We start from the raw sequence: 24352 nt of genomic DNA, 5'->3' as shown, positions 1-24352 counted from the left end.
CTAGTTTGAATAAAGCGATGCGTACGTTTCCATAAGTTCGTCGAATTCCACCTCATTGTCTGCGGCTATGGCGCACGCAAAGTAAAGCGCCACGGCGGATTCCGTCGTAAGGTAGCCCATAGGAACTGCACCTTCGCGCCATACGTTCAGTGCCGTTACGTACTGCGAAAAATCAAGATTTATTTTCTGCTGGGACGTACAGTAAAAGCGTATTCCCTTGCTGTTCCCGGAAAGCAGCAGCGGCTTTAGCGAAAAGTCAGAATTTTTCATATTGCCGCTTCCTATTCCGTACATTTCAAGGAATATCGAATGGACTTTTGAGTAGGCGATTATCGACTTGTACAAATCGCTCCTAAATCCCGGATAAAGACGGCACATAAACATCTTGCCGCTTGCCTCAACTAAAAGACGTGTAATTACTTCTTTATCAAGTTCGCCAATTCCGCTGAACTGCATTGCAATCGGGCCGGTGTCGGTGTACAGCTGTTCTTTCAAATTCCAGTTGCAGAAACTTCCAGGACGGTCAAAATGCAGGTTGAGCGGAGAAAGTATTTTTCCGCCGAACGTTACATATACACCGTTTTTCTGCTCCACGGCCGTTTTTATTGCAAGCCGGAGATTGTCTGCCGCTTCGGAAGATTCTGACGGCAGGGAAGAAGATGCTGTAAGCACAACAGGAACACCTGCATCTGAAAAAAGCCAGAAAAGCAGGGCAGCCGTATAAGAAAGGGTGTATGTTCCGTGCGTTATTACAATGCCGTTTGCCGTTCCTGCGTTTATGCGGGAGGCAACTTCGCTTATAAGTTCCGCCCAGTTTGCAGGTTCAAGTTCTTCACTCAAATACTGACCGGCAGAAATTATCTGAACCGGAATATCAGGTGCAACAATTCCTGCAATCTCCTTCAGGGCAGACGAATCGCCGCTTGTAATCGTTCCGTCAGCGTGACGAACCGCAGAAATTGCACCGCCTGTCGTAATCATATAAATTACGCTGATGTTCAGTTCCTGCTTGATGAGCGCCTTTACAATCTGCGGAACAGCCTTTCCTTTTGTTTCTTTCATTACAAGACCGGTAAGGAATTCAAGCGGCGGCATTTCTCCGCTTTTAAGCGTCTTGCAAAGTTCTGCATTCTCCGAAATTACCTTTTTTACATACGGAAGAAGCTCCCTTTCAGTACCGATTTCGGAAATATTAAGAGTCTTTATAAGTTTTTCAGGATTAGTGCCGGTTTCAAAAGTCGCGCGTAAAAGCGTTTTCGCCGTGGCGCTGTGCATTTCTCCGCAATCAAGTTTTTTTATGATGAATGCAAAATTCTCCGGCTTCATTTTGGACTGGGAAATGAGAATGCCTTTCTTGTTCAAAAGGCGCGTAAGTTCGGATGCCATCCAATGCGCCGCATTAAGAGGTTTTGCCCCTAGCGCAACAGTATTTTCAAAAAAATCAGCCCTGTCCTTGTAGTCGCAAAGGAATTCGGCGCGCAATCTGGAAACGCCGTACTGCTTTTTCAACCGCTGCCGCCGCGCTTCAGGAAGTTCAACGTTTTCTTCAAGTTCAATATTCTGTGAGGCTTTTTCTATATTAAACGTCTGGCACGGATTTATCTTTTCAAAACGCGCCGGTAAATCTGTCCTTTCCTGATAGAATTCCGTGCAGGACTTATGCTCGTTCCAGATGCGGCTCTGTGCCGGAACTTCCTCTCCGCAGGAAAGCATATTTTCCTGACGCGTAAGTTCTTCATTTACTGCCTTTCGCGCAAAATTAAACGAATTTAAATTCCTGAGCTTTACGTAATAATCAGGTTTTCCGGGATACAAAGCAAGCGCAACGTACGCATTGCACCGTATTGCGCTGTCGCCGGCGCCTTCTGCCGTAAGGTGAAGGTATTGCGAAAGCCGGCGGAGTTCCTCCAGAAAAATCTGCACTTCTTCGCCAAGTTCAAACGACGGAGCAGTCTTTATGCGCATACTCGGATAGCCGGCGCAGGAAAAATCCATTCTGGCAATTCCGTTTGCGTGCGTAAGCCGGCCGGCATCTTCCTCTATGCGTACTTCTTCTATGCAAACAGACTTCTGGCGGCTGTGAAACAGAATATTCATCGAACCGCTTTCTGCAATTTTTATTGAATAGCCGGTAAAGTTTTTTTCAGTCTCCGGCTTTATTATGTTTCCGGTGATATGCTCTATATCAGACAAATCTGGAACTGTACAGCCAAGCGCCCGGGAAAGAATCAGAACTTTTTTCAGAACATCAGAATCAACCGAAATCCGGTGCGTCTTTTCGTCCTCCCTGAACACAGAATCAACAGGAGGCAACTGTATTCTGGCTTCAATATAAACAAATGACTGATACATAAAAATCTCCAGAAGATAAAAACTGTACAGACCGGCACAAGCCGAACCGCGTCATTTTTTATCTTTTTACATAAAAAACATAAAAATTATATCGTTTTTAGATAAAATATGGTATACTAGAAGAAATGTTTTGGCTTTTACCAAAAGCAGATCTTAGGAGTTTTTGTGAACAAACACGATTTCCCAAAAATCCATTTTTACGATCAGGATTTTGTAGATATTTATAATAAATCTTGGAACATGCTTTCGGATTACTGGATTGATCCGAAAACGGAAGAAAAATCTGCGGACGGATATTTTATCTATCCGGTAGACGGCAAGTTTATTATAGATCAGTTTGAATCAATCTTCTCGTCTTTTTTTCTTGTGTACTCAAACCGTAATTTTGATGCAAACAAGAACATTGATTATTTCTATGCCCGACAGGAAGAAAACGGTGCTATCCGCTGGAAGTATGACGTAAAGACAAACCAGCCTCTTCTTTCTTCTGAAAACCCGGAAGGAATCGGAATGCCTCTTTTTGCCTGGGCGGAATTCAACTTATACCACAAATCTGCAAATAAAAAGCGCATAAAGGAAGTTATGCCTGTCCTGCAGAAATACATGAACTGGATTGATGCCACGTTTAAGCAGGAAAACGGACTGTATGCCGTACCGGCAGTTGCATCAACAATGATGAACGCACCTCGCGAAAACGTATATTATCCTGTTGACTTTAATGCGGCAATGGCAATAAACGCTTCCCATATGTCTGCGCTCGGCGACATTCTGAACGACAAGGACTTAAGCTTCCAGTACCGCCGTATGTACTTCTCCATAAAGACGCGTATTAACTCGCTGATGTGGGATAATGCAACAGGTTTCTACCACGACCTTGATAAGGACGGAAACCATCTTATCGAAAAAACAATCGCCGGTTTCTGGCCGCTTCTTGCAGAAATTCCGAATGCAGACAAGTCAGAAATGCTTATTGCACACCTGAATAATCCTACAACGTTCGGTACCGAACATCCGTTCCCTACACTTTCGGCAGACAGTCCGAATTTCCGGGAAAATGGAGAAGGATTCCGCGGAAGCGTCTTCCCTATGTTTAATTTTATGGTCATCAAGGGACTTGAAAAATACCAGCAGTACGAACTTGCACGCGAATGTTCAATCCGTCACCTGTATTTTATCCTTGAAGGACTTATGCCCAACGATGATAACCAGAAAGGCGACATCTACGAGGCTTACCTTCCGTGCAAAGAAGGAAAAGCGTCCTGGTCTGAACACCCGGATTTTCCGCGCATGCATTTCCTTGCCGGCTCAGGTCTTTCTACCATTGCGCTGATGATTGAAAATGTCATAGGACTTTCAATCAGCCTTCCACGCAAAACGGTTGACTGGATTATCCCGAACCTTGAAATAATGGGTATAGAAAATCTTTCCCTTAAACGCAACCTGATTACTATCTTGAGCAACAAGAGTAATCGTGGCTGGGAAATCCAGATGGAAAGTGAAAAACTTTACTACTTTACCATCAATATTCTTGACCAGAAGAAAAAGACACTTCCGATTCCGTCGGGCAAGTGTTCTATGCTTATAGACAAACTATAGCGGTTACCGCAATTCACAATGGGAGTGCGAGAATGGCAACACCAGAAGCAGTCATTGAAATCGGCTCAACAGGTGTACGCCTGCTTGTCGCTGAGTTTACCGCTGACAAAAAACGAAATATCCTCGATAGGGCTGAAATGCCGGTTTCTCTAGGACGTGACGTATTTACGGCAGGAGTTATCAGCCGGGAAACACAGTCTCAGTGCCTGAATATTCTTCTTCATTATAAAGAGCAGCTTGCAGGTTGGGGAATTACGCCGGAACAGACGACAATCATTGCAACAAGCGCATTCCGCGAATCAAAAAACAAAGACCCTGTAATGGATAAAATCCTCATTGCAACAGGCTTTAGAATTAAAGTCATAGACGGCATTGAGGAAAACCGGCTGATGTATCTTGCCGTTGCCGACCGGCTTAATGAAGAGGACGCAAAACTGCGCTCGGAAGACACCGTTATTCTTGAAGTAGGCGGCGGTTCTACCGAAATGATGCTGATGAAAAAAGGCAAAATGGCGGGTGCGCACAGTTTCAGACTTGGAACCGTGCGTCTTGAAGCAAAAATGCGAAGCCAGTCGGAATCCCTTGCCGACATTCAGCGTTATCTTGAAGAATACACGAACAACACGAAAGGCTCTCTTGAAAGCGAGCTGAACATATCGCAGGTAAAACAGTTTATCGCCGTAGGCGCAGACGCAACGCTTGCGGCAATAAACGCCGGAAAGCCGATTTCAACATTCCTGTGGTCTATTGACCGCGAAGATTTTGAAAATTTTGTTGACGAACTTCAGGAATATTCAATCGACGAATGTGTGGCGCGCTTTAAAATATCGTATAATGACGCGCAGACGCTTCACGTAAGTCTTTTGATTTACAAAATGTTCGTCCACTACACAAAAGTTCATACAATCATCGTGCCGGAAACAAACATCCGTGACGGACTGATTATAAGCAAGCGCGAAACGCCGGGCGAAGAACTTAAGGCAGAATTCCACCAGCAGATAAAAGCGTCTGCGATGAGTCTGCTAAGAAAATATCACGGTGACGAAAAGCATGCCGAACGAGTCCGCGAATACTGCGTAAAATTTTACAATCACCTGAAAAATGAAATTTCCCTTGACGAACGCACGCTTCTTCTGCTTGAAGTTTCTGCCATCCTGCACGATATTGGAATTTTTATCCGTATGGACGAGCATAACCTTCATTCAGAATACATTATCCGTCACTCAGAGATTTTTGGAATTACGCACACGGAAAATGTCATTCTGGCTACAATTGCACGCTATCACCGCGGAAGACAGCAGCCGCAGGACAATGAGCAGTTCCAGATTCTTGCACGCAGCGACAGAATGACTATCTTAAAACTGACGGCAATTCTCCGCATTGCAGACGCGCTTGACAGAAGTCACGGAAAATCATTCTCCGACTTTACGCTCAGGCAGCAGAAAGACTCGATGATAATCAGGACAAAGGGAAGCAAGAACGTTGCCCTGGAGCAGGTTGCCCTTTCGGAAAAGGGAGATTTGTTTGAGTCTGTTTTCGGCTATAAACTTATTCTTGTATAATATATTAGCACACCGGCTGGAGGTAGAAAGAGAATGGAACCACGTTTTTTTAACCGCGAACTTTCCTGGATTGAATTTAATGCACGCGTTCTTCATCAGGGACTTAGAAAAGAACTGCCTTTGATGGAGCGCCTTCAGTTTCTTTCTATCGTTACGAGCAATTTTGATGAATTTTTTCAGGTACGCGTTGCTTCTGTAAAGCGGATGATGGCAGAATCTCCTGACGCAGTAGACATTTCAGGACTTACGCCAGAAATGGTACTTCATCAGATTTCTGCACGCGCCCATCAGGTAATACGCGCCCAGCACGACTGCCTTAAAAACGATATTCTCCCGGCTCTTGCGGCAAAAAATCTTGTATACGTAAAACCGGACGATTTTTCCGACCAGCAGAATGACTACGCGCAGAATTTATTTCGCAACGAAATTTTTCCTCTCCTTACGCCGCTCCGCACAGACACAGAAATTTTCCCGAACATCAATAACCTTGCGCTTTATGCGGCATTCCTCCTAAAACCGATTTCAGGAATAAGAAACGCAAATCAGGAATTAAAAGGCGGTGAAGAAAGTCCTCGCATTTCGCTAGTGCAGATTCCATCCTGCATTCCGCAAGTTGTATGGCTACCGTCCGAAAAAGGAAAAAAACAGTTTGCTCTGACAGAAGAAATAATCACCCAGTACGGAACGCAGCTTTTCCCTGGCTTTGCTGTAGACGAAACGATGATTTTAAAAGTTGCACGTGACGCTGATTTTGCCGTAGACGAAGAGTCCGGAAGGAATTTCATTCACGAAATGGAAAAAATCCTTGTGCAGAGAAAATCATCTTTTGCCGTCCGTATGACGTGCAACAGCACAAGCCAGACCATTATGAAATTCCTAATGGAAAAGCTGGAACTTAAAGATGAGGACGTATACCTTGTAGAAGATTTAATAGACCCGTCCGTGCTGATGGAACTGCGAAATACTGACGAAGGGGCAAAAATGAGTTTTCCGGAATGGAAGCATTTTTACCCGGCAGATTTGCCGCAGGATGAACCGTACTGGGACATTCTCAAACAGCACGACGTCCTGCTGCACGTTCCGTACGAATCGTATGACCCTGTAATAAAATTCATCTCCGATGCGGCGGACGACAAGGATGTCCTTGCAATCAAAATGACGCTTTACCGTACAGGACGCGACTCGCCGATTATCAGCGCACTTGAACGCGCCGCACGTAACGGAAAGCAGGTCATCGTGCTTGTTGAACTCAAGGCGCGATTTGACGAAGAACGGAACATCGCCTGGGCAAATGAACTTGAAAATGCCGGTGTTACCGTAATCTACGGACTTGTAAACCTTAAAGTCCACGCAAAAATCCTTATGGTTATGCGCCGCGAAAGCGACACTATAAGACGATATGCACATCTTGCAACCGGAAACTATAACCCTAAGACAGCGCGCCTGTATTCTGACCTTTCGCTTTTTACCTCAAACTACGAAATAGTGAACGATGCAACGCAGTTTTTTAATCTTGTAACAGGCTATTCAACGCTTCAAAATATGAAGCAGCTGGGAATGGCGCCTGTCACGCTAAAAACGCGGCTTCTTGCAATGATTCAGCGGGAAATTGACCGGAGCGACCCGGAACATCCGGGACTTATTATGGCAAAAATGAACAGCCTTACTCATCAGGAAGTAATAGAGGCACTCTACAAAGCAAGTCAGGCAGGCGTTAAGGTTATGCTGAACATACGCGGAATATGTATGCTCGTTCCGGGCGTAAAGGATCTTAGCGAAAACATAAAAGTCGTTTCGATTGTGGATCGCTATCTTGAACATTCGCGCATTTTCTACTTCCAGAACAGTGGTTCGCCGGAACTGTACCTTTCAAGCGCAGACTGGATGAGCCGAAACCTTGACCGGCGCATCGAACTTATGTTCCCTGTCCTTGACAGAAACGCATTTAAGGAAGTTCAGGGCATTCTTTCTACGTATTTTGAAGACAACACGAATGCCCAGTATCTTTCCGAAAACGGAATATGGCAGCCGGTAGAACGTAAAAAAGACGAAAAAGAAATGCGCGCACAGGAAATCCTGTATAAAAAATACAGAAGGCGCGCCGAATCGTCTGCAAAAACACCGAAAATAGATTTTGAAGTGCGGAGAAAAAACTAATTCGTACGGAGCCGAACTATGATTCATATTGAAACGAAGACAAAAATCCCGTTTTTGTGGGGAAAAAGCGCTTTCAAAAAAAGCGAATGGTCGCAGGTCAATCTGATTGTAGGTCCGAACGGCTCCGGAAAAACGCTTCTTGCAGAAGAACTTGCGTGCCAGTTTGAAGAAAACGGAAAAAAAGTCCTTTTTCTGCGCGCAGACCGCAAGGAACAGGATTATTTTCTTTCCATACTGCAAGAGGACGAATCCATCAGAACGCGCATAGAATCCGTGCTTTCAAATATGTTCGGAAAATCAATCCGTTTTGAAAAAACGCCGGACGGAATGTTCGTTCCTATCGTCATAAACAAGGCGCGCGGCGTAGAATACGGTCTTAAGCAGGGCGAATGTCACGGACTAAAAGAAATAATCACCCTTCTCATTGCGCTGTACAGCATAAAAAAAGGCTGTCTTATCCTTGACGAGCCGGAACTTCACCTTCACCCTCAGTTCCAGCAGTTTTTTATGAACGAAATCCGCTCTGTTGCGGAAAAAGAACCGGAGCGCATTTTCTTTCTTATAACGCATTCTCCGTACTTCATCGACCTTCGCCGCGCCGAAGATCTTACAGGCGTAATCGTATGCCACATAAACAACGTTCCCACTTCAATAGATTTTCTAAGCGAAGAAGACGAAGCTCTGTTCCGCCGTTTCCTGCCCCGCTTCAACACCTACCACAAGCAGTTCTTCTTTTCCGATAATCAGATTTTCGTAGAAGGCTACACCGACCAGCAGATGTTCTCGCACCTTCTTTGCTGCATAGACGACCGCTCAGGTTCTGCTGGAACAGGAATTATCGACGTAGGCGGAAAGGACGAACTCGGCGTATTTTTTACCGTCTGTTCCCTTCTCGGCACGGACGGACGCATTATCACCGATTTGGACGCACTTTTCTGCGGAAAGCTCCGCGACGTTGTATGCAATGACGACCGTCCTGCTTCCTGGCTTGAAAAACAGCAGGAAAAGCAGATGCCGTTCTACCGCCTGCTTTTTTCGCGCAAGGAACTTGCCGCCCCGATAACGCTTGAAAAACTCATCTGCCGCCTTGAACTGTTCCTTACCGCAATCGGAAATCACCTGTACAAAATTGACTACAGTCTTTCTGCGGACATAGATATGCTTGTGGAAAAAATAAAGGCACTGTACGACAAGTACGAAAAGCCGGAAGGGCTAGACACTTTTAAAACAGTCGTTCTTATGGGCATTGTTACTTTAAGGGAAAAACTGGCTGACATTCTGCCTGTTCCGCTTGCCGCCACCGTTCCGCAGATTATAAACCTTACGAACATTATTCTGGCGGCAATGGAAAGCGCACGCGTATATATTCTGCCAAAGGGATGCATCGAACATTTCTACACGCAGAGTACGGTGTATTATATGCCGGTTTCTGCAAAAGACCGCCTTTTCCACACCGAACTTGAACATCTTGTAGAAACAAGTCCGGCAAAACTTAAAAAAGAATATCCCGAACTTGTTTCAATACTGAATAGGGCGTGCAGGCGGAATGATTTTTTACTTCAACCGTGAAACAAGCGTATCTAAATCCGCCTGAGTAACGAATTTGCGCTCTATGAAATAATTTCCCAGTTCTTTCTGAAGATTTTGAACTTCATCCATCGGCTTTCCGAGCATTTTTTCAAACGAATACTGCAAAAGCCTGTAGTCGCGGAATTCCTTAATCCCCATCGCATTTGTTTTCTGATAGTCAGCACGGATTTCATCCCAGGAAGCACCGCACAGTGCGGCAAGCACGGCGGACGTAACGCCCGTTCTGTCAGTTCCAAGCCGGCAGTGAATGTAATACGGACCAGGATGCGTATTGATGAACGAAATAATGTCCGCCATCAGTTTTCCAAAATCAGAGCCTGTTGAATTATAGTAAACCGTGTTATACGACGTATCTATAAACAGATGATTTCCCGAATAATTTATGTTCTGGATATAAGAAGAAATCGTTTCCTTGCCGGAAATAATCTGCTCGTTACCGGAAAGCGTGATAATCGACTGAACTCCGTTATCTTCAATCGCCTTGTTTACAAGCTCAAGGCGCGTTTTTTCCGTATTGAAATTAGCGCGAGAAATCTTATACGGATGATAACCGCGAATAAGTTTTGAAGTTCCCGGAACAACGCGCACATTGGAAATCGTCGCACAGTCTTCCGGCTTTGAAAGGTCAAATTCCTTAAGTTTTTTTACCCTTTCGGAAACCTTCACGTTCTCTACCACAACGGCAGGATCATCGCCCGGAAACAAAATCAAATTGTTAGTTGCCATCTGAAAACCTGGAATTCGCGAAACAGCTGCTGGTTCCATTTTTTCCTGCCGCGTACGCGTCACTTCCTTTCCGCAGACTGTAGTTACATACTCAACATCTGCCACAACATAGAACTTAAACTCCGGAAATCCGGAATTTCCAGGAACTTTTACATCTTCCGCATCGCACGTAAGCGTCCAGATATTTCCTTTATACGGTTCAAGCTGCCAGTCAGCACTCGTTCCTTTTGCCCATCCGTTAAAAGAACCTTCAACATACACCTTTTTAGGCACTTTTATGCCGTATGCACCAGCATCAAACACAAATACAACAGTACTTCCGTCACCAGTAAGCTGATATCCAAGCTGCCGGTTTACCTTGTCCGGCGCAAATTCTTCAATAACGTACGGCGCGCTCGGCTTTTTGCTTTTTGCAAACGCACCGAACGAACAAAGCAATAGCCCCGCCGCACACACAAACGAAATATTTTTTTTCATAATGTAAATCTCCTGTTTTTTCAGTGTTAACTTTGAATTTAAGTATATGTGTATTATCATTATAATGCAAACGCACACAAAGTCTCTATGCCCCCGCTCCGCATCATAAAAAGAACGAACGTCCGCATCAAACGTTACACGCCCGCAGCACAAAGTGCGCGCCGTCTTCCACAAAATCCGCACTTTTCGTACAATAACCATATGGAAAAAACAAGTGCCGTAAATCCAAAAGAAACAACCCGTTCGCAAAAACCAGAACAGTCTGGAATTTCCGCGCCCTTTCTGGACGTCACAATCCTTTGCAAAGTAGTCGACAATTTCGGCGACATCGGCGTAGTATTCCGTCTTTCTCGCTCGCTCTCCGATTTCCCCAACATCTCGCTCCGGATAATTACGGACAATCTCCGCGCATTTTCGCTTCTTTCACCGGGCATAAATCCCGGCGCGGACGAACAGTTTTTCAACGGCTGGCAAATCTTCAACTGGAACGCCTCCGACGCCTGCCTCAGCGCCTTCACTAAAAATCCGCCGCACCTCATAATCGAATGTTTCCAGTGCGGCCGCCCTGAATGGCTGGACCATCTTCTTTTCAACATAAAAATCCCGAACATCGCCCGAATAATTATGCTCGACTACCTCACCGCCGAAACTTACGCCGAAACTTTCCACTGTCTGAAATCACTCACCAGAAGCGCACGAGTCCAGAAAGTCAACTTTATGCCCGGTTTCACCCCCAAAACAGGTGGACTCATCCTTGACAGACAGTTTTTAAAATCCTTACAGCCGGATAAAGGGGGCGCCTGCCCCTCGCTCCCAAGCAATCCGCTCCGCTCCTTTGCTTGTCCGCTACCCCCTCTCCTAGGGGACACCCCTAAAACCCCGCAAGAACCATCGTTCAACATATTATTTTTCAGCTATCCGCAAAACCACACTCCAGTAATAAACGCCATTCAGACGTTCTCCAAAAACGCCGGCTGTCCCGTAAAAGTCCTGCTTGCGCAAGGCGCAGGATTTGATTCATTTAAAAGCGCGTACAAAAGCGCCCGAGAAGAAAAAAGTCCGTCCGAAAAACCGATATTCAAACTTACAGAACTTCCGTTCCTTCCGCAAACAGACTGGGACGCGCTTATGTGCAAAACGCCACTTCTTTTTATCCGCGGAGAAGACAGCCTTAGCCGCGCTTGCCTGTGCGGAGTTCCGTTCATCTGGAATGCCTATCCGCAGAGCGACGACTACCAGCTTGTAAAAGTACAGGCTCTTCTTGACAGAATGCGCCCTCATTTTCCGCCGGAACTTTTTGAAAAAACAGAAGCCTGCTGGCTCACCTACAACGGCGCACAGGGAAACCTTAATTCCGCCATAACAAATTTCCTGCTTTCCTACGCAGAACTTCGCCCCTGCTTTAAAGATTTCTCACGTTCCCTTCTGCAAAACGGCGATTTAGCCGCCAATCTTATAGAATTTATGATTAAAATAAGTTCTCAACCTTAAAAAATAACCAGCAGAAGAATTTTCAAATACACAGACAAAATACTGAGAATATAATTCTTTTCCCAAAAGAATCATTTACAGGGAACTTCTAAAATTACCTGATGACTTTTATTCAAAAGTCGTATATAATGGAAAAAGTCAATTCTAAAACTTTTTTTGAGGTTATATATTATGTTAATGACATCACAGTTAAAAGTAGGAACTGCTTTTATGTATGAAGGCACTCCTCTTATCGTTCAGAAGATGCTCGGTCAGCGTTCCGGCCGCGCAGGTATGGTTACAAATCTCCGCGTTCAAAATCTCGTTACAAAATCAACTATGGATCTTGGTATTGATGCCGGCGAGAAATTCGACGAAGTTGATCTTGAAGCACACACAACAAAACTTTCTTATATTGACGGCGATACTTTTGTATTTATGGATCAGGAATCATACGAGCAGTTTGAACTTCCAAAAGAGAACCTTGGCGACTACGCCGGATACATCACGCCGGAAGATGATCTTGAGATAAAACTCACCTTCTATGAAGGAAAACCTGTTGGTATTGATATGCCTGTAAACGTAACAAGAACAGTTACATACTGTGAACCTGGCGTAAAAGGCGATACTTCTGGAAAATCTTTGAAACCTGCAACTCTTGATACAGGAATTGAAGTCCGCGTTCCGCTTTTCATCAACACAGATGAAAGAATTGTAATCGACACACGCGACGGCTCTTTCGTAGAACGCGCAAAGAATTAAACCAGAATGCGGTGTCCGCACCGCATCCGGGGCTGTAGCTCACCTGGCTAGAGCGTTTGAATGGCATTCAAAAGGTAGTCGGTTCAAGTCCGATCAGCTCCAGATTACAATCGAAAATCCGTTAAAAAACAATCCGTCAGGATTGTTTTAGGATTATCGAAAAATCATCTCAGGCAAAATCTGTGATTTTGCTTAAAATAGAAAATCCGTTAAAAAACAATCCGACAGGATTGTTTTAGGATTATCAAAAAAAACATCCCAGGCAAAATCTGTGATTTTGCCTTTTGTCTTAATTAAAATCATAAAAAGAACCGACTAACGCAATGAGCGCGCCGAAGGCGAAAAACGAGCAAGGATGCGAGCGTTTTTTACAATCTTACAGCGACTGCCTGTACACTTCGTACAAAAGCACTCCGGCGGCAACACTTACGTTCAGGCTGTCTATTTTTCCGCACGTCGGAATGGAAACGATTGAATCACACTGCTCTTCCAAAAGGCGCGCTATTCCCGAACCTTCGCTTCCCATCACGATAACGCTGCGCGCAGAAAACGTAAGTTCGTTCACACGGCTGCCGCCGGCATCCGCACCGTAAATCCAAAAGCCCTTCTCTTTCAAAAGTTGCACGGCACGAACCAAATTAGAAACAACTGCCACCGGAACCCAGGCGCTTGAACCGGCGCTTGAACGGGCAATCACCTCATTTTCTGCCACATCACGCGCGCCGCGTCTTTCCGGAATAATAACAAGTCCTGCCCCGAACTGGTCGCAGCTTCGGATAACTGCACCTACATTATGCGGATCTGTTACAGAATCGAGAACAACTACAGTCTGCCGCTCATTTTCCGGGCGCGAAGCTGCCTGCAAAAGCCAGGCGTCAAAATCAACAGTATTACGGGTTTTTGCGTTTTCGCCGCTTACGCACAGAACTATTCCGCGATGTTCGCGAAGCGCCTCAGGAAGATTTTTTACAAGAGCGTCAAGTTCTTCATCTCTAGCAGAGCGCACTGAAATTCCTGCTTCTTTTGCATACCCTAATATTTTTTTTACGCGCGGTCCTGATTTTCCGTAAACAATACTCATTCCGCTGCACGAATTCTGTTCCTTCGCCTTCAAAACTTTTTCTTCAATTGCGTGAAATCCCGTAATAATCCGCTCTGCCATAATCAATTCCCCTGCCTAAAGACTCGGAAAAATTCCGGTTAAAAAAAATACGGTTCTTGAACTCCGTCAAAAAACCGTATTAGACTTACTGCTGCATACCGTCTATCGTCCGCAGCATTTCTTGTATTTTTTGCCGCTTCCGCACGGACACGGATCATTGCGCCCTATTTTTTCTCCCTCACGCTTTACTGTCGTCGTAATGATGTTTCCGGCAACGTATTTCCACTCTCCGTTTATCTTCTTAAAACCGGCAACTTCGTGATGAACGTCATGCATCTGCTTCAATGTGTAGTCAGCCGTAAACTCAACTACGCCTTCGTCATCTTTTTCAGTTCCTTTTTCTGTCTTTATGATTGTAAGACCGTTCCACGTTGACTGGCGGCTCCAGTCTTCCGTTGCTTTTTTGTCAATATCGGCAAGTCCTTCGCCTTCTTCGCAGGAATTGATGATAAAATCAATTTCGTGCGTAACATACGCAGAATAGCGCGCTCTCATCAATGATTCCGCAGTCGGAGCTTTTACAGTTCCCTTGATAATCGGTTCACAGCATTCACTGTATTTTTTCCCTGAACCGCACGGGCATTTTTCAATCTTTGCACTCATTCTTCTAATATATCAGAATGCAAAACACTGCGCAATAATGACGACAGAACTGCGCTATGGTAAAAATGTAAAAGTGCTGATATACTTTTTATATATGTTTGCGTTGCAGACTTTCTTATTGCTTTTTTTAACGGAAAGAATATGACAAAACAAGACGAAATTGCGGCAAAAGCCGTACGTAATTCCACATTAAAATCCCTGAACCTGAAAAGAAAGCTCAGAATTAAGCAGATAAAAGAAGAAACCGAAGCAAAAATCCGGGAAATAAACATTCAGTATGCAGAAGACCCGGAGCGCCTTCGCGCAAAATATGCCGCGGACGACTATGCGCGCACTGAACGCGCAAAAAAACGCGCGGCACAGCGCATTGAAAAGGAAAAAAAGCACCTTGAACGGGAGCATAAGCTGCGCGCTTATTCGCTCGGAGAAGAAATTTTCAGTTCTGTATTGCAGGGAATAGGCGCGTGTCTTTTTATTGCGGCTACTGTCCTGCTTGACGTAGTTGCAATAGACAGCGTTCCTGAGGAATACAAAACGTCGTATCTTACGGTATATACCTGTTTCGGCATAACGATGATTTTAAGCTACATTATGTCTACCCTTCATCACGCCCTTACAAACTCAAGCGCAAAGGAAGTGTTCAAGCGCCTGTGCCACATCGGCGTCTTTTTGATAATCGCCTGTGCATATTCCGCATATTCGCTTGTATCCGTTACAAATGTTTTCGGATGGGTAGTAACCGGCATTGTCTGGGTAACGTGTTTTGTAGGAATTATGATGTATGCGATTGCCGGAACGCGCCTTGAACTGGTAAACATCATTTTCTATGCAGTGCTCGGCTGGGCAGGACTTTTCATCTGCAATCAGGTATATCACGCAGTTACGCCTGCAAGTTTCCGTATGCTCATTATTTCCGGCATTGTATTTACCATCGGACTTGTGTTCTGCACCTTGCGGAAAGTGAAATTTATGCACGCGATAGGTGATTTAATCCTCCTTATCGCAAGCATTTTCCTGTTCTTTTCATTCTTCTTTATTTTCTAAAAAAACAGGCTGTCCTTTTACAAAGACCGAATGTCTTTCAGGACAGCCCGCACTGTTTATTAAGCATTCTGCTATATTTTCAAAAATGCCTTATATCCGGCATACGCCTGAATTAAATCTTCCTTTGCAATGATTTCCCACGGCGCGTGCATACTAAGAACGGCAACACCTGCATCAAGCACGTTCATTCCGTATTTTGCGGCAAGATACGCAATCGTTCCGCCGCCGCCCTGATCGACTTTACCAAGTTCTGCCATCTGGTAGGAAACACCGGCCTTGTCGAATACACCGCGAAGGCGCGCAATGAATTCCGGATTTGCGTCACTTGCACCGCTTTTTCCGCGTGAGCCGGTATATTTATTCAGGACTAATCCTCCGCCAAGGGAAGAAGAATTGTCCTTGTCGTACAAAGACGAATTTTTCGGGTCGTACGCCGCGTTTACGTCGCTTGAAAGCATAATGCTGTTTGCAAGACTGCGGCGCAGTGAAAGTTCGCTGTAGCCTTCCGGAAGGCGCGCAATCACCTCGGCAACGGCATTCTCGAACATATGGGACGCCATTCCTGTTGCGCCTACGCTTCCGATTTCTTCCTTGTCAACACAGATGCAGCAATTCGTCCGCTTTCCGGCAGATGATTCAAGCATTGCCGCAACAGAAGTAAACGCGCACGAACGGTCGTCCTGTCCGTAGCCAAGAATCATCGAACGGTCAAGTCCGCAGTCACGTGCAGCACCGGCAGGAACAATCTCCAGTTCTGCGGACTTTAAATCATCCGCCTCAATATTGTATTTTTTCTTCAAAAGTTCAAGGATTGCTTTTTTTCCGTCCGCCTTCCCCTTCTTCTTTTTTCCGGAGTCCTTTCCTTCCTCATCGTCAGTTTTTCCGTCCTTTTCTGACGGAATGCGCAAACCGAATATAACGTCTAAATCTTCGCCCTTGATAATTTCCGCGCCTGTTTTTTTCATCTGATCCTGTGCAAGATGCGGAAGAATGTCTGAAATGCAGAACACAGGGTCGTCCGCATCCTCACCGATATTTACCTGAACGACAGTTCCGTCTGCCTTGCACACAACGCCGTGAACGGCAAGCGGAAGTGTAACCCACTGGTATTTTTTAATTCCGCCGTAATAATGCGTATTCAGATAGGTGATGCAGTCTGATTCATAAAGCGGATTTTGCTTTGCATCAAGGCGCGGCGAATCTATATGCGCACCAAGAATGTTCATTCCGTCTTCTATGCTGCCTTTTCCGATTTCAAACAGGGCGATTGCCTTGTTCATTTTCTGAACGTAAACTTTATCGCCTGGTTCAAGAGACTTGCAGGAGGCAATGTCTTTATAGCCGTGCGCTTCTGCCATCGCAATAATCTGCACGACACATTCGCGTTCTGTTTTTCCTGCATCCAAAAATGCCTTGTACGATTCCACAAGTTTTTTTCCTGCTACCGCAGTTTTTTCTGTCTTTTTTGTACTTTTCGTATCTTTCATTTTTTCATACTCCCAAAATGGTGCTCAATTCTCCCGTATTTTTTACCGTAATATGCGCACCGTGTTCAAGCAGAAATTTTCTTCCGCGGAAACCCCATTCTACGCCTATACATTGAATTCCAGCATTGAATGCAGTCTGTACGTCAACGTCAGAATCTCCTATAAATATGGCTTCCGTCTTATCAATACCGAGTAAAGAAATGATTTCGTTCACTGCACCGGCATCAGGCTTGTTCTTGCAGCCTTCGCGCGAACCGAGCGCAAAGTCAAAAAGTCCGTTAAAATAACGGCTGCACAATTCCTTTACGGCAAAATCCGGCTTGTTTGAATCAACGGCGCACTTTATTCCGGCGACACGAAGTTTTTGCAAAAGTTCCGGTATTCCTTCATACGGTTTTGTATGGTCGGCGCAATGTTCGCCGTAATAGGAAACAAAAGAACGGCGGACGTTTTCCCGGACTTCATCAGGCGTATTTTCCGGACAGGCGCGTTCAATGAGTTTTATAATTCCGTTTCCTACAAAACGGCGTATTTCGTCAATTGTGCGCTCAGAAAATCCGTTCTGGTGAAGCGCATAATTCGTTGCATCGGCAAGATCCTCAAGCGTATCAAGGATAGTGCCGTCCATATCAAAAATAACAAGTTTGTATTTCATTACTTTCCGGTTACGAACCCTGCAATGGCAATAATCCATCCTGCAACAATCATATAGCTACCTGCATACAATGATTTAAAAATAAATGATACTGTTTTCTTCCCCAGATTCAATCCTTTTATTATAGCAGCACCGTCTGAATGCACAAGAGAAACAACGACAAGTACAAATCCGATAATTGATACAAGCAATGCAGCAAGCTTTAAAAGTTTTGCGTTCTGTACCTTTACAAACGAAAGTACCACACCGGAAATACCGCCTATAAAAATAAGAAGCGTATAGATTTTTAATGCCGTATCGCCGTCTCCCACAAGGTCAAAACCAGTAAACTGATGTTTTCCCAAAATAGAAGAAAATTGGAATATGGGAAGAACAAAACCAAGCGCCACAAGCGCCATTCCAACCAAATACAATACATTCAATGAAGATTTCTTAGCCATACAGCCTCCTGATAATTCTATTTATTCTGCAGAACGGAACATAACGTTATTGTCCCTGCATAAATACTGTACTGCCTTACGTCCTGAAACAACCGCAATCGGAAGCCCGCCCGGCATTATCGTGCGCTGACCGGCAAAATACAGATTCTTTACGGAAAGTGATTTTATCGGCGCATTTATTGCCCGTCCACCCGGACGCCACACGGTCATCCAGCTGCCCTCATACGTATTGCAGTAGCGTTCATACGTAAGCGGAGTTGCAACGTCAATCACCTCGACGGCATCTTTTATTTCCGGCATATGCTTTTCAAGTTCCGAAATTACATCGTCCGCAAGCTGCTGCTTTTTCTGCTTATAAGTGCCGTCCTCTTTTACCTGTTTCCAGTACGCATAGCTGTTTCCTAAAAGCAGGCACGTTACCGACGTACACCCTTCCGGAGAATGATTTTCGTACTCCGCATAATTGTTTATCCGCAGTTCGTTGAATTCAAGTCCGCCTGCACACAGCGTTTTTTCAAGCGGAAAAACTATTCCGCGCGGATATTTTCGCAAATCAGCCTTTACACCAAGACACACAAACATATTCTGTTCGGTGATTACGTGCCGGCGCAATACGGAAAGCCACCGTCTGTTCAGCTGAACGTCAAAAAGCGTTTCCACAGCCTTCCGCATATCTTCCGTAACGATTACTGCATCTGACGGCACAAATTCATCGTTCACTACAACGCCGGAAGCTTTTCCTCCCTCCACGACGATTTTAGACACTTCGCGGCGATATTCAATTTTTCCGCCAAGGTTTTCAAACGTATCTGCCATATTGCGCGTAAGCCGCAGGGAACCGCCGGCAGGATAACCGCAGTCGCCGCTTGCAAAAGAAGCAAGCGTATATACAAAGGAAAGCGCATTATACCGCGTACCGATAACAGTTGCCAGAAGATGCCTGATGTCTTTATTCTTGAATTTACTTAAATAATCAATGTAGGATTGCTGCACAAGGAACGGCAGCCGGAAAATGACAATTGCCATCCGCAGAAGTTCAAAAATTCCGGGATGGACAGGATTTTTTGTCTTTAAAAACGGAATATCGTCCACAATCATATGAACGCCTTTGAAAAGACGTATGTCATCACAAAGGCGGCGGATTGCACGCTTGTCTTCCGGCGCATAACGCAGCAGTTCTTCTTCCAGCCTGTCTACGTCACGGTACAGGCAGAGTTCCTTTCCGCCGGATTTAAGGACGTAAAACGGATCGCGGTAAAACACCGGATTATTTTCTTTAAGCGCGCCGACTTCACGCCATACCTTATTAAGGAACAGTTTTTCCGACGAACCGGTAAGCCAGTGCATTCCGCCTTCAAAAAGATAGCCTTTACGCTTCCAGCTTGTAGAAAGTCCGCCTGGAATAATATGCTTTTCAAAAATTGTTACATCAAAACCATTCCGTGCAGCATATACCCCGGCAGAAAGCCCGGATACTCCAGCTCCAACGATAATCAGTTTTTTCATTTAGGTTTTACTTCCTGCGTGAACCTGTTAGTTTGGACATTGCCTCAGGATCATTTTTTATATTTTCCAACGCATTTCGTAAAAAAGCAACAAAAATTGCAATGAAGCCGGCGGCAAACGTAATGATTATACACAGTTTTCCTCGGCTTGGAGATGCTTTTTTGTCGGCAATTTCCGGGCGTTCAAGTATCTGGAACACAGGACTTTCACTCTGCATCTGAACTTTTAAAAGTTCGTATTGAGTTTTAAGCTGCTTGTACACTTCCTGCTGCGCAGAAAGTTCCATCTGTACTTTTGTCGTCGTCAAAGTGATTGACGGAATGTTCCAGGCAGACTGACCGCGCGAAACTGAAGTTGCAATATTGTCAAGTTCTTCCTGAAGTTTCTGTATTTCCTTGAACGACAAATCTATATTTTTTTCAAGGTTTTCCTTCTGAATTTTGTTCTGGTCTATGCCAAGTGCATCAAATTTATCGGAAATCCAGTCTACGGAAAAATCAACGACTTTCTGGGCAAAAACAGGATCAATGTCCGTAAAGGAAATCGTAAATACTCCGCTTTCGTCGTCCGTTTCGGCAGAAAACTGCTTCTTTACCATATCGCGGCTGTCAGAAACAGGAAATTTTGACTTTGCAAGCTCCGGTTTTTTAAGAATATTAAATTCTTTTACGATTGCATCCAGAAACGGATTTGAACTTACAAGATAGATTGCAAGCGAACTGTTTGAAGAACCGCCAGTGCTTATTCCTGCAAGACCGGCAAGGCCTCCCAAACCGGAAGAAGAAATTGCAGATGCCAGAGAACTGGAAGAAGAATCAGTATCGTTTATAAGCATATGAGCAGAAGCCTTGTATTTATTCGGCAAAAATGATTTTTCGGCCGGAAGCATAAGAGAAATGACTGATATTCCTACCGCAAAAATCATAGCAGCAACTACAATTACAACAATCATTCTCTTGTATTTCAAAAGAACGGCAAATAAATCAATCAAAGAAATTTCATCATCTTTTAAATCCTGTACTGCTCCTTCAATTCTTTCTGTATTTTCCATAATAGATAAGCCCCTTACAAATTATTCAAAGTTATCTCTAAAAATTGCAATTTTTAGAAATTCCCTTAAGAGTTCTTCGAAAACTAAAACTTTTCGAAGTTACATTCACATTATCTTGTTACTGCAATAATCGTAAACATCGTTGAAATTGCACTCAACACAGTTGTTACGACCGGTGCATACTTATTGAAGTAATAAGTAAATGAATTTGTTCTTGCAGTAATCGTATATTCCGGCAAAATATATTCATTTTCCCGGCACTTTTTATTGTTTGTATCAACAATTACAATTGAATTCAGAGTATTTTTATCTTTGTCAAAACCTCCGGCAAGTCCAACGTAATATTCCCACGTCCTGTCAGGAATATATGGATAACGACCTGGATTACGGACAGCACCGGCAACAGAAACAAAATACTGCTTGAACGGAACTACAAGAGTATCAAATTCCTGCACAATCTGGTCTGAATAAAAATCAGGATTATACAAAATCTGCTCTAAATCTATCGGTATAATGCTTCCGCCACGGCGGATATAAGCACTTTTTAAGTCTGCATTTGAAGTAAAACAAAGCTTATATTTCCGCACCAGAAAAGCATAATTTTCATCTTTTTCAAATGACACCGCCGTCTTATTTGACGTACGCAAAGTATCACTTGCAGTATCGTTTTCAAAACTAGTTGCAGAACTAATTTCGGAGTCACCTTCCTGACTATTAATTAACTCAGTTACGGAATTAACAGCTCCCTCAAAGAATACAACAGTTTTTAATTCATTATAATCCGAAATGTAGACCGAATCATAATTAAGAAGTTCATAATTATCTTCTATCGCATTTTTACCAAGATAGATTTTCCGCCCCGAACGGTCAAGTACGTCAAGAGTTCGCAGCACCTCTATTCGCGATGCGTCTGCACGGTCACGAAGTCCGCCACCATATATGTTTATCAGTTCATTTAGATTTTCGCCTTTCAAAAGTTCGTATTTTCCAGGACGTTCAACTGCACCTGTAACGGTAACTTTCCTGTCATATCGGTTTACGATAATTTCATCACCAGGACGAAGATACGGATTCTGCGATAAATCGCCGTTCCGCCTTGCCTTATATAAATCGTATGATTTTTTTACGCCTTTGTCAGAAACAATCGTAACATTTCTTTCAGATGCAAAATCTGTAAGTTCTGTTTTAAGAACAGAAGAAAGACGGGTCAATGCCGTAACTTTTTTTATCTGCGTTTCAGAAACTTCACCTTTTACAGTAACCTGAAAAACAGCAGTTTGATAGATAACAAATTGTACGCCTCCCATCGGATAGTTACGGTTTACAATATCTTCAACCTGCTTTTTCAACTGTAAAAATGTTTTTCCTTCACCGTTTATTGTTGCAAGATTTGAAATTCTTATTGTATACGTAGAATCTACAGGAATAAGATAACTGATTGCCGATGTACCTGCTGCATACGCAAGACGATAAACATCACCTGGAGTTACCGGATAGTCCTTTGAAGAATTGGCAATAAGCACATAATTTTCCATATTGGAAAAATCGAGTTCTTCTTCAGTCTGAATTTCCTTACCCTGCGTTCCATTGCCCTGAGTTCCCAAAGTATTCTTTATTTTATCGCTTGATAAAGAACTCGTCTGAGCAAAACTGCCCTGCATCATCAGCAATGCTGAAAAAGCGGCAAGAACCGTTACAACTCTTCTCATTTTCATCTTATTCCTCTGCAAATATTTTATCTATCTGTTCTTTGTATATTTCCGTCATCCTGTAGCGCATGATTTCCTGTTTTGCAGACAGTTCAACGCCGATTTCAAACGGTTTTGTAATCAAGGCGAATTTATTAATGCGTTCGTACATCTTAAAACCGTTCTTTGAATTCACAAGAGAATTTATTTCAGACTCATACAGTTTTGCAATATCCTCTGATTTCAAAAGATTTTCATACGTGTCGTACTGAATTCCATTTTCCGCTGTATAGTTTCTGATTTCTTCCTCATCAACAAGAATAAGCGCACCAAGATACCGCTGATCCTGACCGACTACAACAGCCTGCTTTATAAATCGCGATTCCGCAAGCTTCATCTCAAGCGGAACAGGTTCAACATTTTCTCCGCCGCGAAGAACTATCGTGTCCTTTTTTCTTCCCTTGATGACAATTTCATCGTGAATCGTCATCATTCCCAAATCACCGGTGTCAAACCAGCCGTCAACGGTCATAACTTTTGCCGTAAGGTCAGGACGCTTGTAATATCCGCGCATAACAGTTCCGCCCTTAATCTGAATTGCACCGAACTGTCCGCGCTTTAGGACAAATCCGTCCTCCGGAGAAACGATGCGCGCCTTTACTCCGCGAATCGGAGAACCTACGTTACCGAACACCGGCGCGCTTATCGGTCTTACGGAAACAACCGGCGCCGTTTCGGTAAGTCCGTAGCCTTCTACGATATTTACGCCGATTGCCCAAAAGAATTCGTCAATCTGCGGAGGATATGCACCGCCGCCTGCAACACCTGCTCGGAAATTCTTTCCGAGCATAGACTTTATTTTTCTGAATACAAGCAGGTTTCCAAGAAGTTTAAGCGGCCACAAAAGACACCACGGAATTAAGAACAGAAACCACCAGCCTACGGTATAATAGCGCGTAAAGCACGGATTGCGGTTGAACATTTTTCGCTGCATCCTGCTGTGCGTAATTGCAACTGCCGTAAAGAACCTGAACAGCGCGTAGACTATTCCGCCTGTCTTACGAAGCTTGCGCGTAATTCCGTCATATACTGCTTCAAAAACACGCGGAACGGCAGGCAGAAGGGCTGGATTGAGTTTTGCCATATCTGCAAGAAGGACGCTTCCTATCGGCTTTGAATAGCAGATTGAAGCTGCCTGAATTATAATTACGTATTCGCACGCACGCTCAAAAACGTGCCATATAGGAAGAACGCAGACAGCCCTGTCGCCGGGATTAAGTATAATGCGCTCAGGAAGTTCGTCCAGCTGGGTAAGGAAATTGCCGTGCGTAAGTTCAACGCCTTTAGGAGTTCCCGTAGTTCCCGACGTAAAGATAATGCACGCAAGATCGTCCCAGTTTCCTTTTTCAAGTTCTTCTTCAACTAAATTCTTGTGCTCTATGCGGTATTTTTTTCCTTCCTTTACAACGGCTGAAAAACAGGTAATTTTTACGCCGCAAGCCTCGGCTTCTTCCTTGATTGCGCCGTTCAGCTCGTCAAAAACAATGATTGTTTTCAGGTGTGAAAGTTTTTCCTTTAATGAAAGTATTTTTTTTGCCTGTGCCGGATTTTCCGCAATGCAGACTTTACATTCTGTTATTGAAAGAATTGCCTCTAAATCCTGAAGCGTTGCATCACAGCCGCGCGGAACGTCCACAGCACCGATTGCCATAATTCCCATATCGGACTGCTGCCATTCTTCTCGATTATCAGAAATCAGCCCGACAGGTTCGCCGCGCTTTACGCCAATATCAAGAAGCCCGGATGCAAAATCAAGTGAAATATCAAATAATTCACGGAACGTAACTGATTTAAAATTCCCGTCATCCTTGCGTGAATACTGTGCAGGAATTTCAGGATAGTCAGCAGCCACTTTTCGCAACATTTTTGGAAGGGTTTGTTCCATAACGCACATAACTCCCATAATATAGAGTTTAAAAAGTATATAATCTTATCATACTAAAAGCAAGATTGCAGTTTTAACA

At 44.1% G+C, this 24352-nt stretch carries 18 protein-coding genes and 1 tRNA gene; 8 read left to right on the top strand and 11 right to left on the bottom strand.

What is annotated here, in order from left to right; translation table 11 throughout:
- Positions 1-2352: an asparaginase domain-containing protein gene (locus B5D55_RS01515; RefSeq protein ID WP_078932210.1), complete on the bottom strand. Its 2352-nt coding sequence runs from the start codon at positions 2350-2352 to the stop codon at positions 1-3.
- Positions 2353-2517: 165 nt separating this feature from the next.
- Between B5D55_RS01515 and B5D55_RS01510 the strand changes: the two genes are divergently transcribed.
- The 4 genes from B5D55_RS01510 to B5D55_RS01495 are packed head-to-tail and all read left to right on the top strand — an operon-like array spanning position 2518 to position 9236.
- Positions 2518-3948, top strand: coding sequence for an MGH1-like glycoside hydrolase domain-containing protein (locus B5D55_RS01510; protein ID WP_078932209.1), 1431 nt, complete (start codon positions 2518-2520; stop codon positions 3946-3948).
- 32 nt (positions 3949-3980) lie between these two features.
- Positions 3981-5510: a Ppx/GppA phosphatase family protein gene (locus B5D55_RS01505; protein WP_078932208.1), complete on the top strand. Its 1530-nt coding sequence runs from the start codon at positions 3981-3983 to the stop codon at positions 5508-5510.
- A 33-nt stretch (positions 5511-5543) separates the two neighbouring features.
- On the top strand, positions 5544-7667 hold the full coding sequence (gene ppk1 / locus B5D55_RS01500) for a polyphosphate kinase 1 (RefSeq protein ID WP_078932207.1): 2124 nt from the start codon (positions 5544-5546) through the stop codon (positions 7665-7667).
- 18 nt (positions 7668-7685) lie between these two features.
- The gene (locus B5D55_RS01495) at positions 7686-9236 is read left to right on the top strand and encodes an ATP-dependent nuclease (RefSeq protein WP_078932206.1); all 1551 of its coding nucleotides are present in this window, start codon (positions 7686-7688) and stop codon (positions 9234-9236) included.
- On the opposite strand, the gene B5D55_RS01490 is transcribed toward B5D55_RS01495, so the two are convergent.
- The gene (locus B5D55_RS01490) at positions 9222-10460 is read right to left on the bottom strand and encodes a tyrosine-protein phosphatase (protein ID WP_159446121.1); all 1239 of its coding nucleotides are present in this window, start codon (positions 10458-10460) and stop codon (positions 9222-9224) included. The genes B5D55_RS01495 and B5D55_RS01490 overlap by 15 nt on opposite strands.
- 201 nt (positions 10461-10661) lie before the next feature.
- Between B5D55_RS01490 and earP the strand changes: the two genes are divergently transcribed.
- The 3 genes from earP to B5D55_RS01475 all read left to right on the top strand — a co-directional run bounded on the left by earP (position 10662) and on the right by B5D55_RS01475 (position 12794).
- Entirely contained in the window at positions 10662-11951 is a 1290-nt protein-coding gene (gene earP, locus B5D55_RS01485) for an elongation factor P maturation arginine rhamnosyltransferase EarP (protein WP_159446120.1), read from the top strand.
- A gap of 177 nt (positions 11952-12128) precedes the next feature.
- Positions 12129-12692 (top strand): elongation factor P, encoded by a 564-nt coding sequence (gene efp, locus B5D55_RS01480; RefSeq protein WP_234975354.1) that lies wholly within the window; start codon positions 12129-12131, stop codon positions 12690-12692.
- 28 nt (positions 12693-12720) lie between these two features.
- Positions 12721-12794: transfer RNA gene (locus B5D55_RS01475), tRNA-Ala, on the top strand.
- 274 nt (positions 12795-13068) lie between these two features.
- Here the strand turns inward: B5D55_RS01475 and rlmB are convergent.
- Together rlmB and B5D55_RS01465 are read right to left on the bottom strand one after the other, a co-directional pair.
- Positions 13069-13854, bottom strand: coding sequence for a 23S rRNA (guanosine(2251)-2'-O)-methyltransferase RlmB (rlmB, locus tag B5D55_RS01470; protein WP_078932203.1), 786 nt, complete (start codon positions 13852-13854; stop codon positions 13069-13071).
- 102 nt (positions 13855-13956) lie between these two features.
- On the bottom strand, positions 13957-14457 hold the full coding sequence (locus tag B5D55_RS01465) for a YchJ family protein (protein ID WP_078932202.1): 501 nt from the start codon (positions 14455-14457) through the stop codon (positions 13957-13959).
- 141 nt (positions 14458-14598) lie between these two features.
- Here B5D55_RS01465 and trhA point away from each other — a divergent pair, with 141 nt between their 5' ends.
- A complete protein-coding gene (trhA, locus tag B5D55_RS01460; protein WP_078932200.1) occupies positions 14599-15501 on the top strand; it encodes a PAQR family membrane homeostasis protein TrhA in 903 nt (300 codons plus the stop codon).
- A gap of 71 nt (positions 15502-15572) precedes the next feature.
- Here the strand turns inward: trhA and B5D55_RS01455 are convergent, their stop codons facing one another.
- From B5D55_RS01455 to B5D55_RS01425, 7 genes are all read right to left on the bottom strand, one after another.
- Complete coding sequence (locus B5D55_RS01455; RefSeq protein WP_078932199.1) at positions 15573-16988, bottom strand: aminopeptidase; 1416 nt, start codon at positions 16986-16988, stop codon at positions 15573-15575.
- Between the two features lie 4 nt (positions 16989-16992).
- Positions 16993-17643, bottom strand: coding sequence for an HAD family hydrolase (locus B5D55_RS01450; protein ID WP_078932198.1), 651 nt, complete (start codon positions 17641-17643; stop codon positions 16993-16995).
- Complete coding sequence (locus B5D55_RS01445; RefSeq protein WP_078932197.1) at positions 17643-18083, bottom strand: hypothetical protein; 441 nt, start codon at positions 18081-18083, stop codon at positions 17643-17645. Before B5D55_RS01445 ends, B5D55_RS01450 begins: the two co-directional genes overlap by 1 nt.
- Before the next feature lie 21 nt (positions 18084-18104).
- Positions 18105-19589, bottom strand: a complete 1485-nt coding sequence (locus B5D55_RS01440) for a phytoene desaturase family protein (RefSeq protein ID WP_078932195.1) — start codon at positions 19587-19589, stop codon at positions 18105-18107.
- Between the two features lie 7 nt (positions 19590-19596).
- A complete protein-coding gene (locus B5D55_RS01435) occupies positions 19597-20640 on the bottom strand; it encodes a GumC domain-containing protein (RefSeq protein ID WP_078932194.1) in 1044 nt (347 codons plus the stop codon).
- 110 nt (positions 20641-20750) lie between these two features.
- Positions 20751-22355 carry a polysaccharide biosynthesis/export family protein gene (locus tag B5D55_RS01430; protein ID WP_143593123.1) on the bottom strand — a complete coding sequence of 535 codons (1605 nt, stop codon included), beginning with the start codon at positions 22353-22355 and terminating at the stop codon, positions 20751-20753.
- A 1-nt stretch (position 22356) separates the two neighbouring features.
- Complete coding sequence (locus B5D55_RS01425; protein WP_078932192.1) at positions 22357-24273, bottom strand: AMP-dependent synthetase/ligase; 1917 nt, start codon at positions 24271-24273, stop codon at positions 22357-22359.
- Positions 24274-24352: the final 79 nt, after the last annotated feature.

The sequence above is a fragment of the Treponema porcinum genome (assembly GCF_900167145.1).
Lineage (GTDB): Bacteria > Spirochaetota > Spirochaetia > Treponematales > Treponemataceae > Treponema_D > Treponema_D porcinum.
Note: the sequence above shows the minus strand (reverse complement) of the source record. Positions and strands in the feature narration are given on the sequence as shown.

Excerpts from the sequence above, each read along its gene's own strand:
- efp (WP_234975354.1), top strand. The coding sequence starts at position 12,129 with ATGACATCACAGTTAAAAGTAGGAACTGCTTTTATGTATGAAGGCACT.
- rlmB (WP_078932203.1), bottom strand. The coding sequence starts at position 13,854 with ATGGCAGAGCGGATTATTACGGGATTTCACGCAATTGAAGAAAAAGTT.
- B5D55_RS01430 (WP_143593123.1), bottom strand. The coding sequence starts at position 22,355 with ATGAAAATGAGAAGAGTTGTAACGGTTCTTGCCGCTTTTTCAGCATTG.
- trhA (WP_078932200.1), top strand. The coding sequence starts at position 14,599 with ATGACAAAACAAGACGAAATTGCGGCAAAAGCCGTACGTAATTCCACA.
- B5D55_RS01445 (WP_078932197.1), bottom strand. The coding sequence starts at position 18,083 with ATGGCTAAGAAATCTTCATTGAATGTATTGTATTTGGTTGGAATGGCG.
- B5D55_RS01425 (WP_078932192.1), bottom strand. The coding sequence starts at position 24,273 with ATGGAACAAACCCTTCCAAAAATGTTGCGAAAAGTGGCTGCTGACTAT.
- earP (WP_159446120.1), top strand. The coding sequence starts at position 10,662 with ATGGAAAAAACAAGTGCCGTAAATCCAAAAGAAACAACCCGTTCGCAA.
- ppk1 (WP_078932207.1), top strand. The coding sequence starts at position 5,544 with ATGGAACCACGTTTTTTTAACCGCGAACTTTCCTGGATTGAATTTAAT.
- B5D55_RS01490 (WP_159446121.1), bottom strand. The coding sequence starts at position 10,460 with ATGAAAAAAAATATTTCGTTTGTGTGTGCGGCGGGGCTATTGCTTTGT.
- B5D55_RS01495 (WP_078932206.1), top strand. The coding sequence starts at position 7,686 with ATGATTCATATTGAAACGAAGACAAAAATCCCGTTTTTGTGGGGAAAA.
- B5D55_RS01440 (WP_078932195.1), bottom strand. The coding sequence starts at position 19,589 with ATGAAAAAACTGATTATCGTTGGAGCTGGAGTATCCGGGCTTTCTGCC.
- B5D55_RS01465 (WP_078932202.1), bottom strand. The coding sequence starts at position 14,457 with ATGAGTGCAAAGATTGAAAAATGCCCGTGCGGTTCAGGGAAAAAATAC.
- B5D55_RS01455 (WP_078932199.1), bottom strand. The coding sequence starts at position 16,988 with ATGAAAGATACGAAAAGTACAAAAAAGACAGAAAAAACTGCGGTAGCA.
- B5D55_RS01435 (WP_078932194.1), bottom strand. The coding sequence starts at position 20,640 with ATGGAAAATACAGAAAGAATTGAAGGAGCAGTACAGGATTTAAAAGAT.
- B5D55_RS01515 (WP_078932210.1), bottom strand. The coding sequence starts at position 2,352 with ATGTATCAGTCATTTGTTTATATTGAAGCCAGAATACAGTTGCCTCCT.
- B5D55_RS01505 (WP_078932208.1), top strand. The coding sequence starts at position 3,981 with ATGGCAACACCAGAAGCAGTCATTGAAATCGGCTCAACAGGTGTACGC.
- B5D55_RS01450 (WP_078932198.1), bottom strand. The coding sequence starts at position 17,643 with ATGAAATACAAACTTGTTATTTTTGATATGGACGGCACTATCCTTGAT.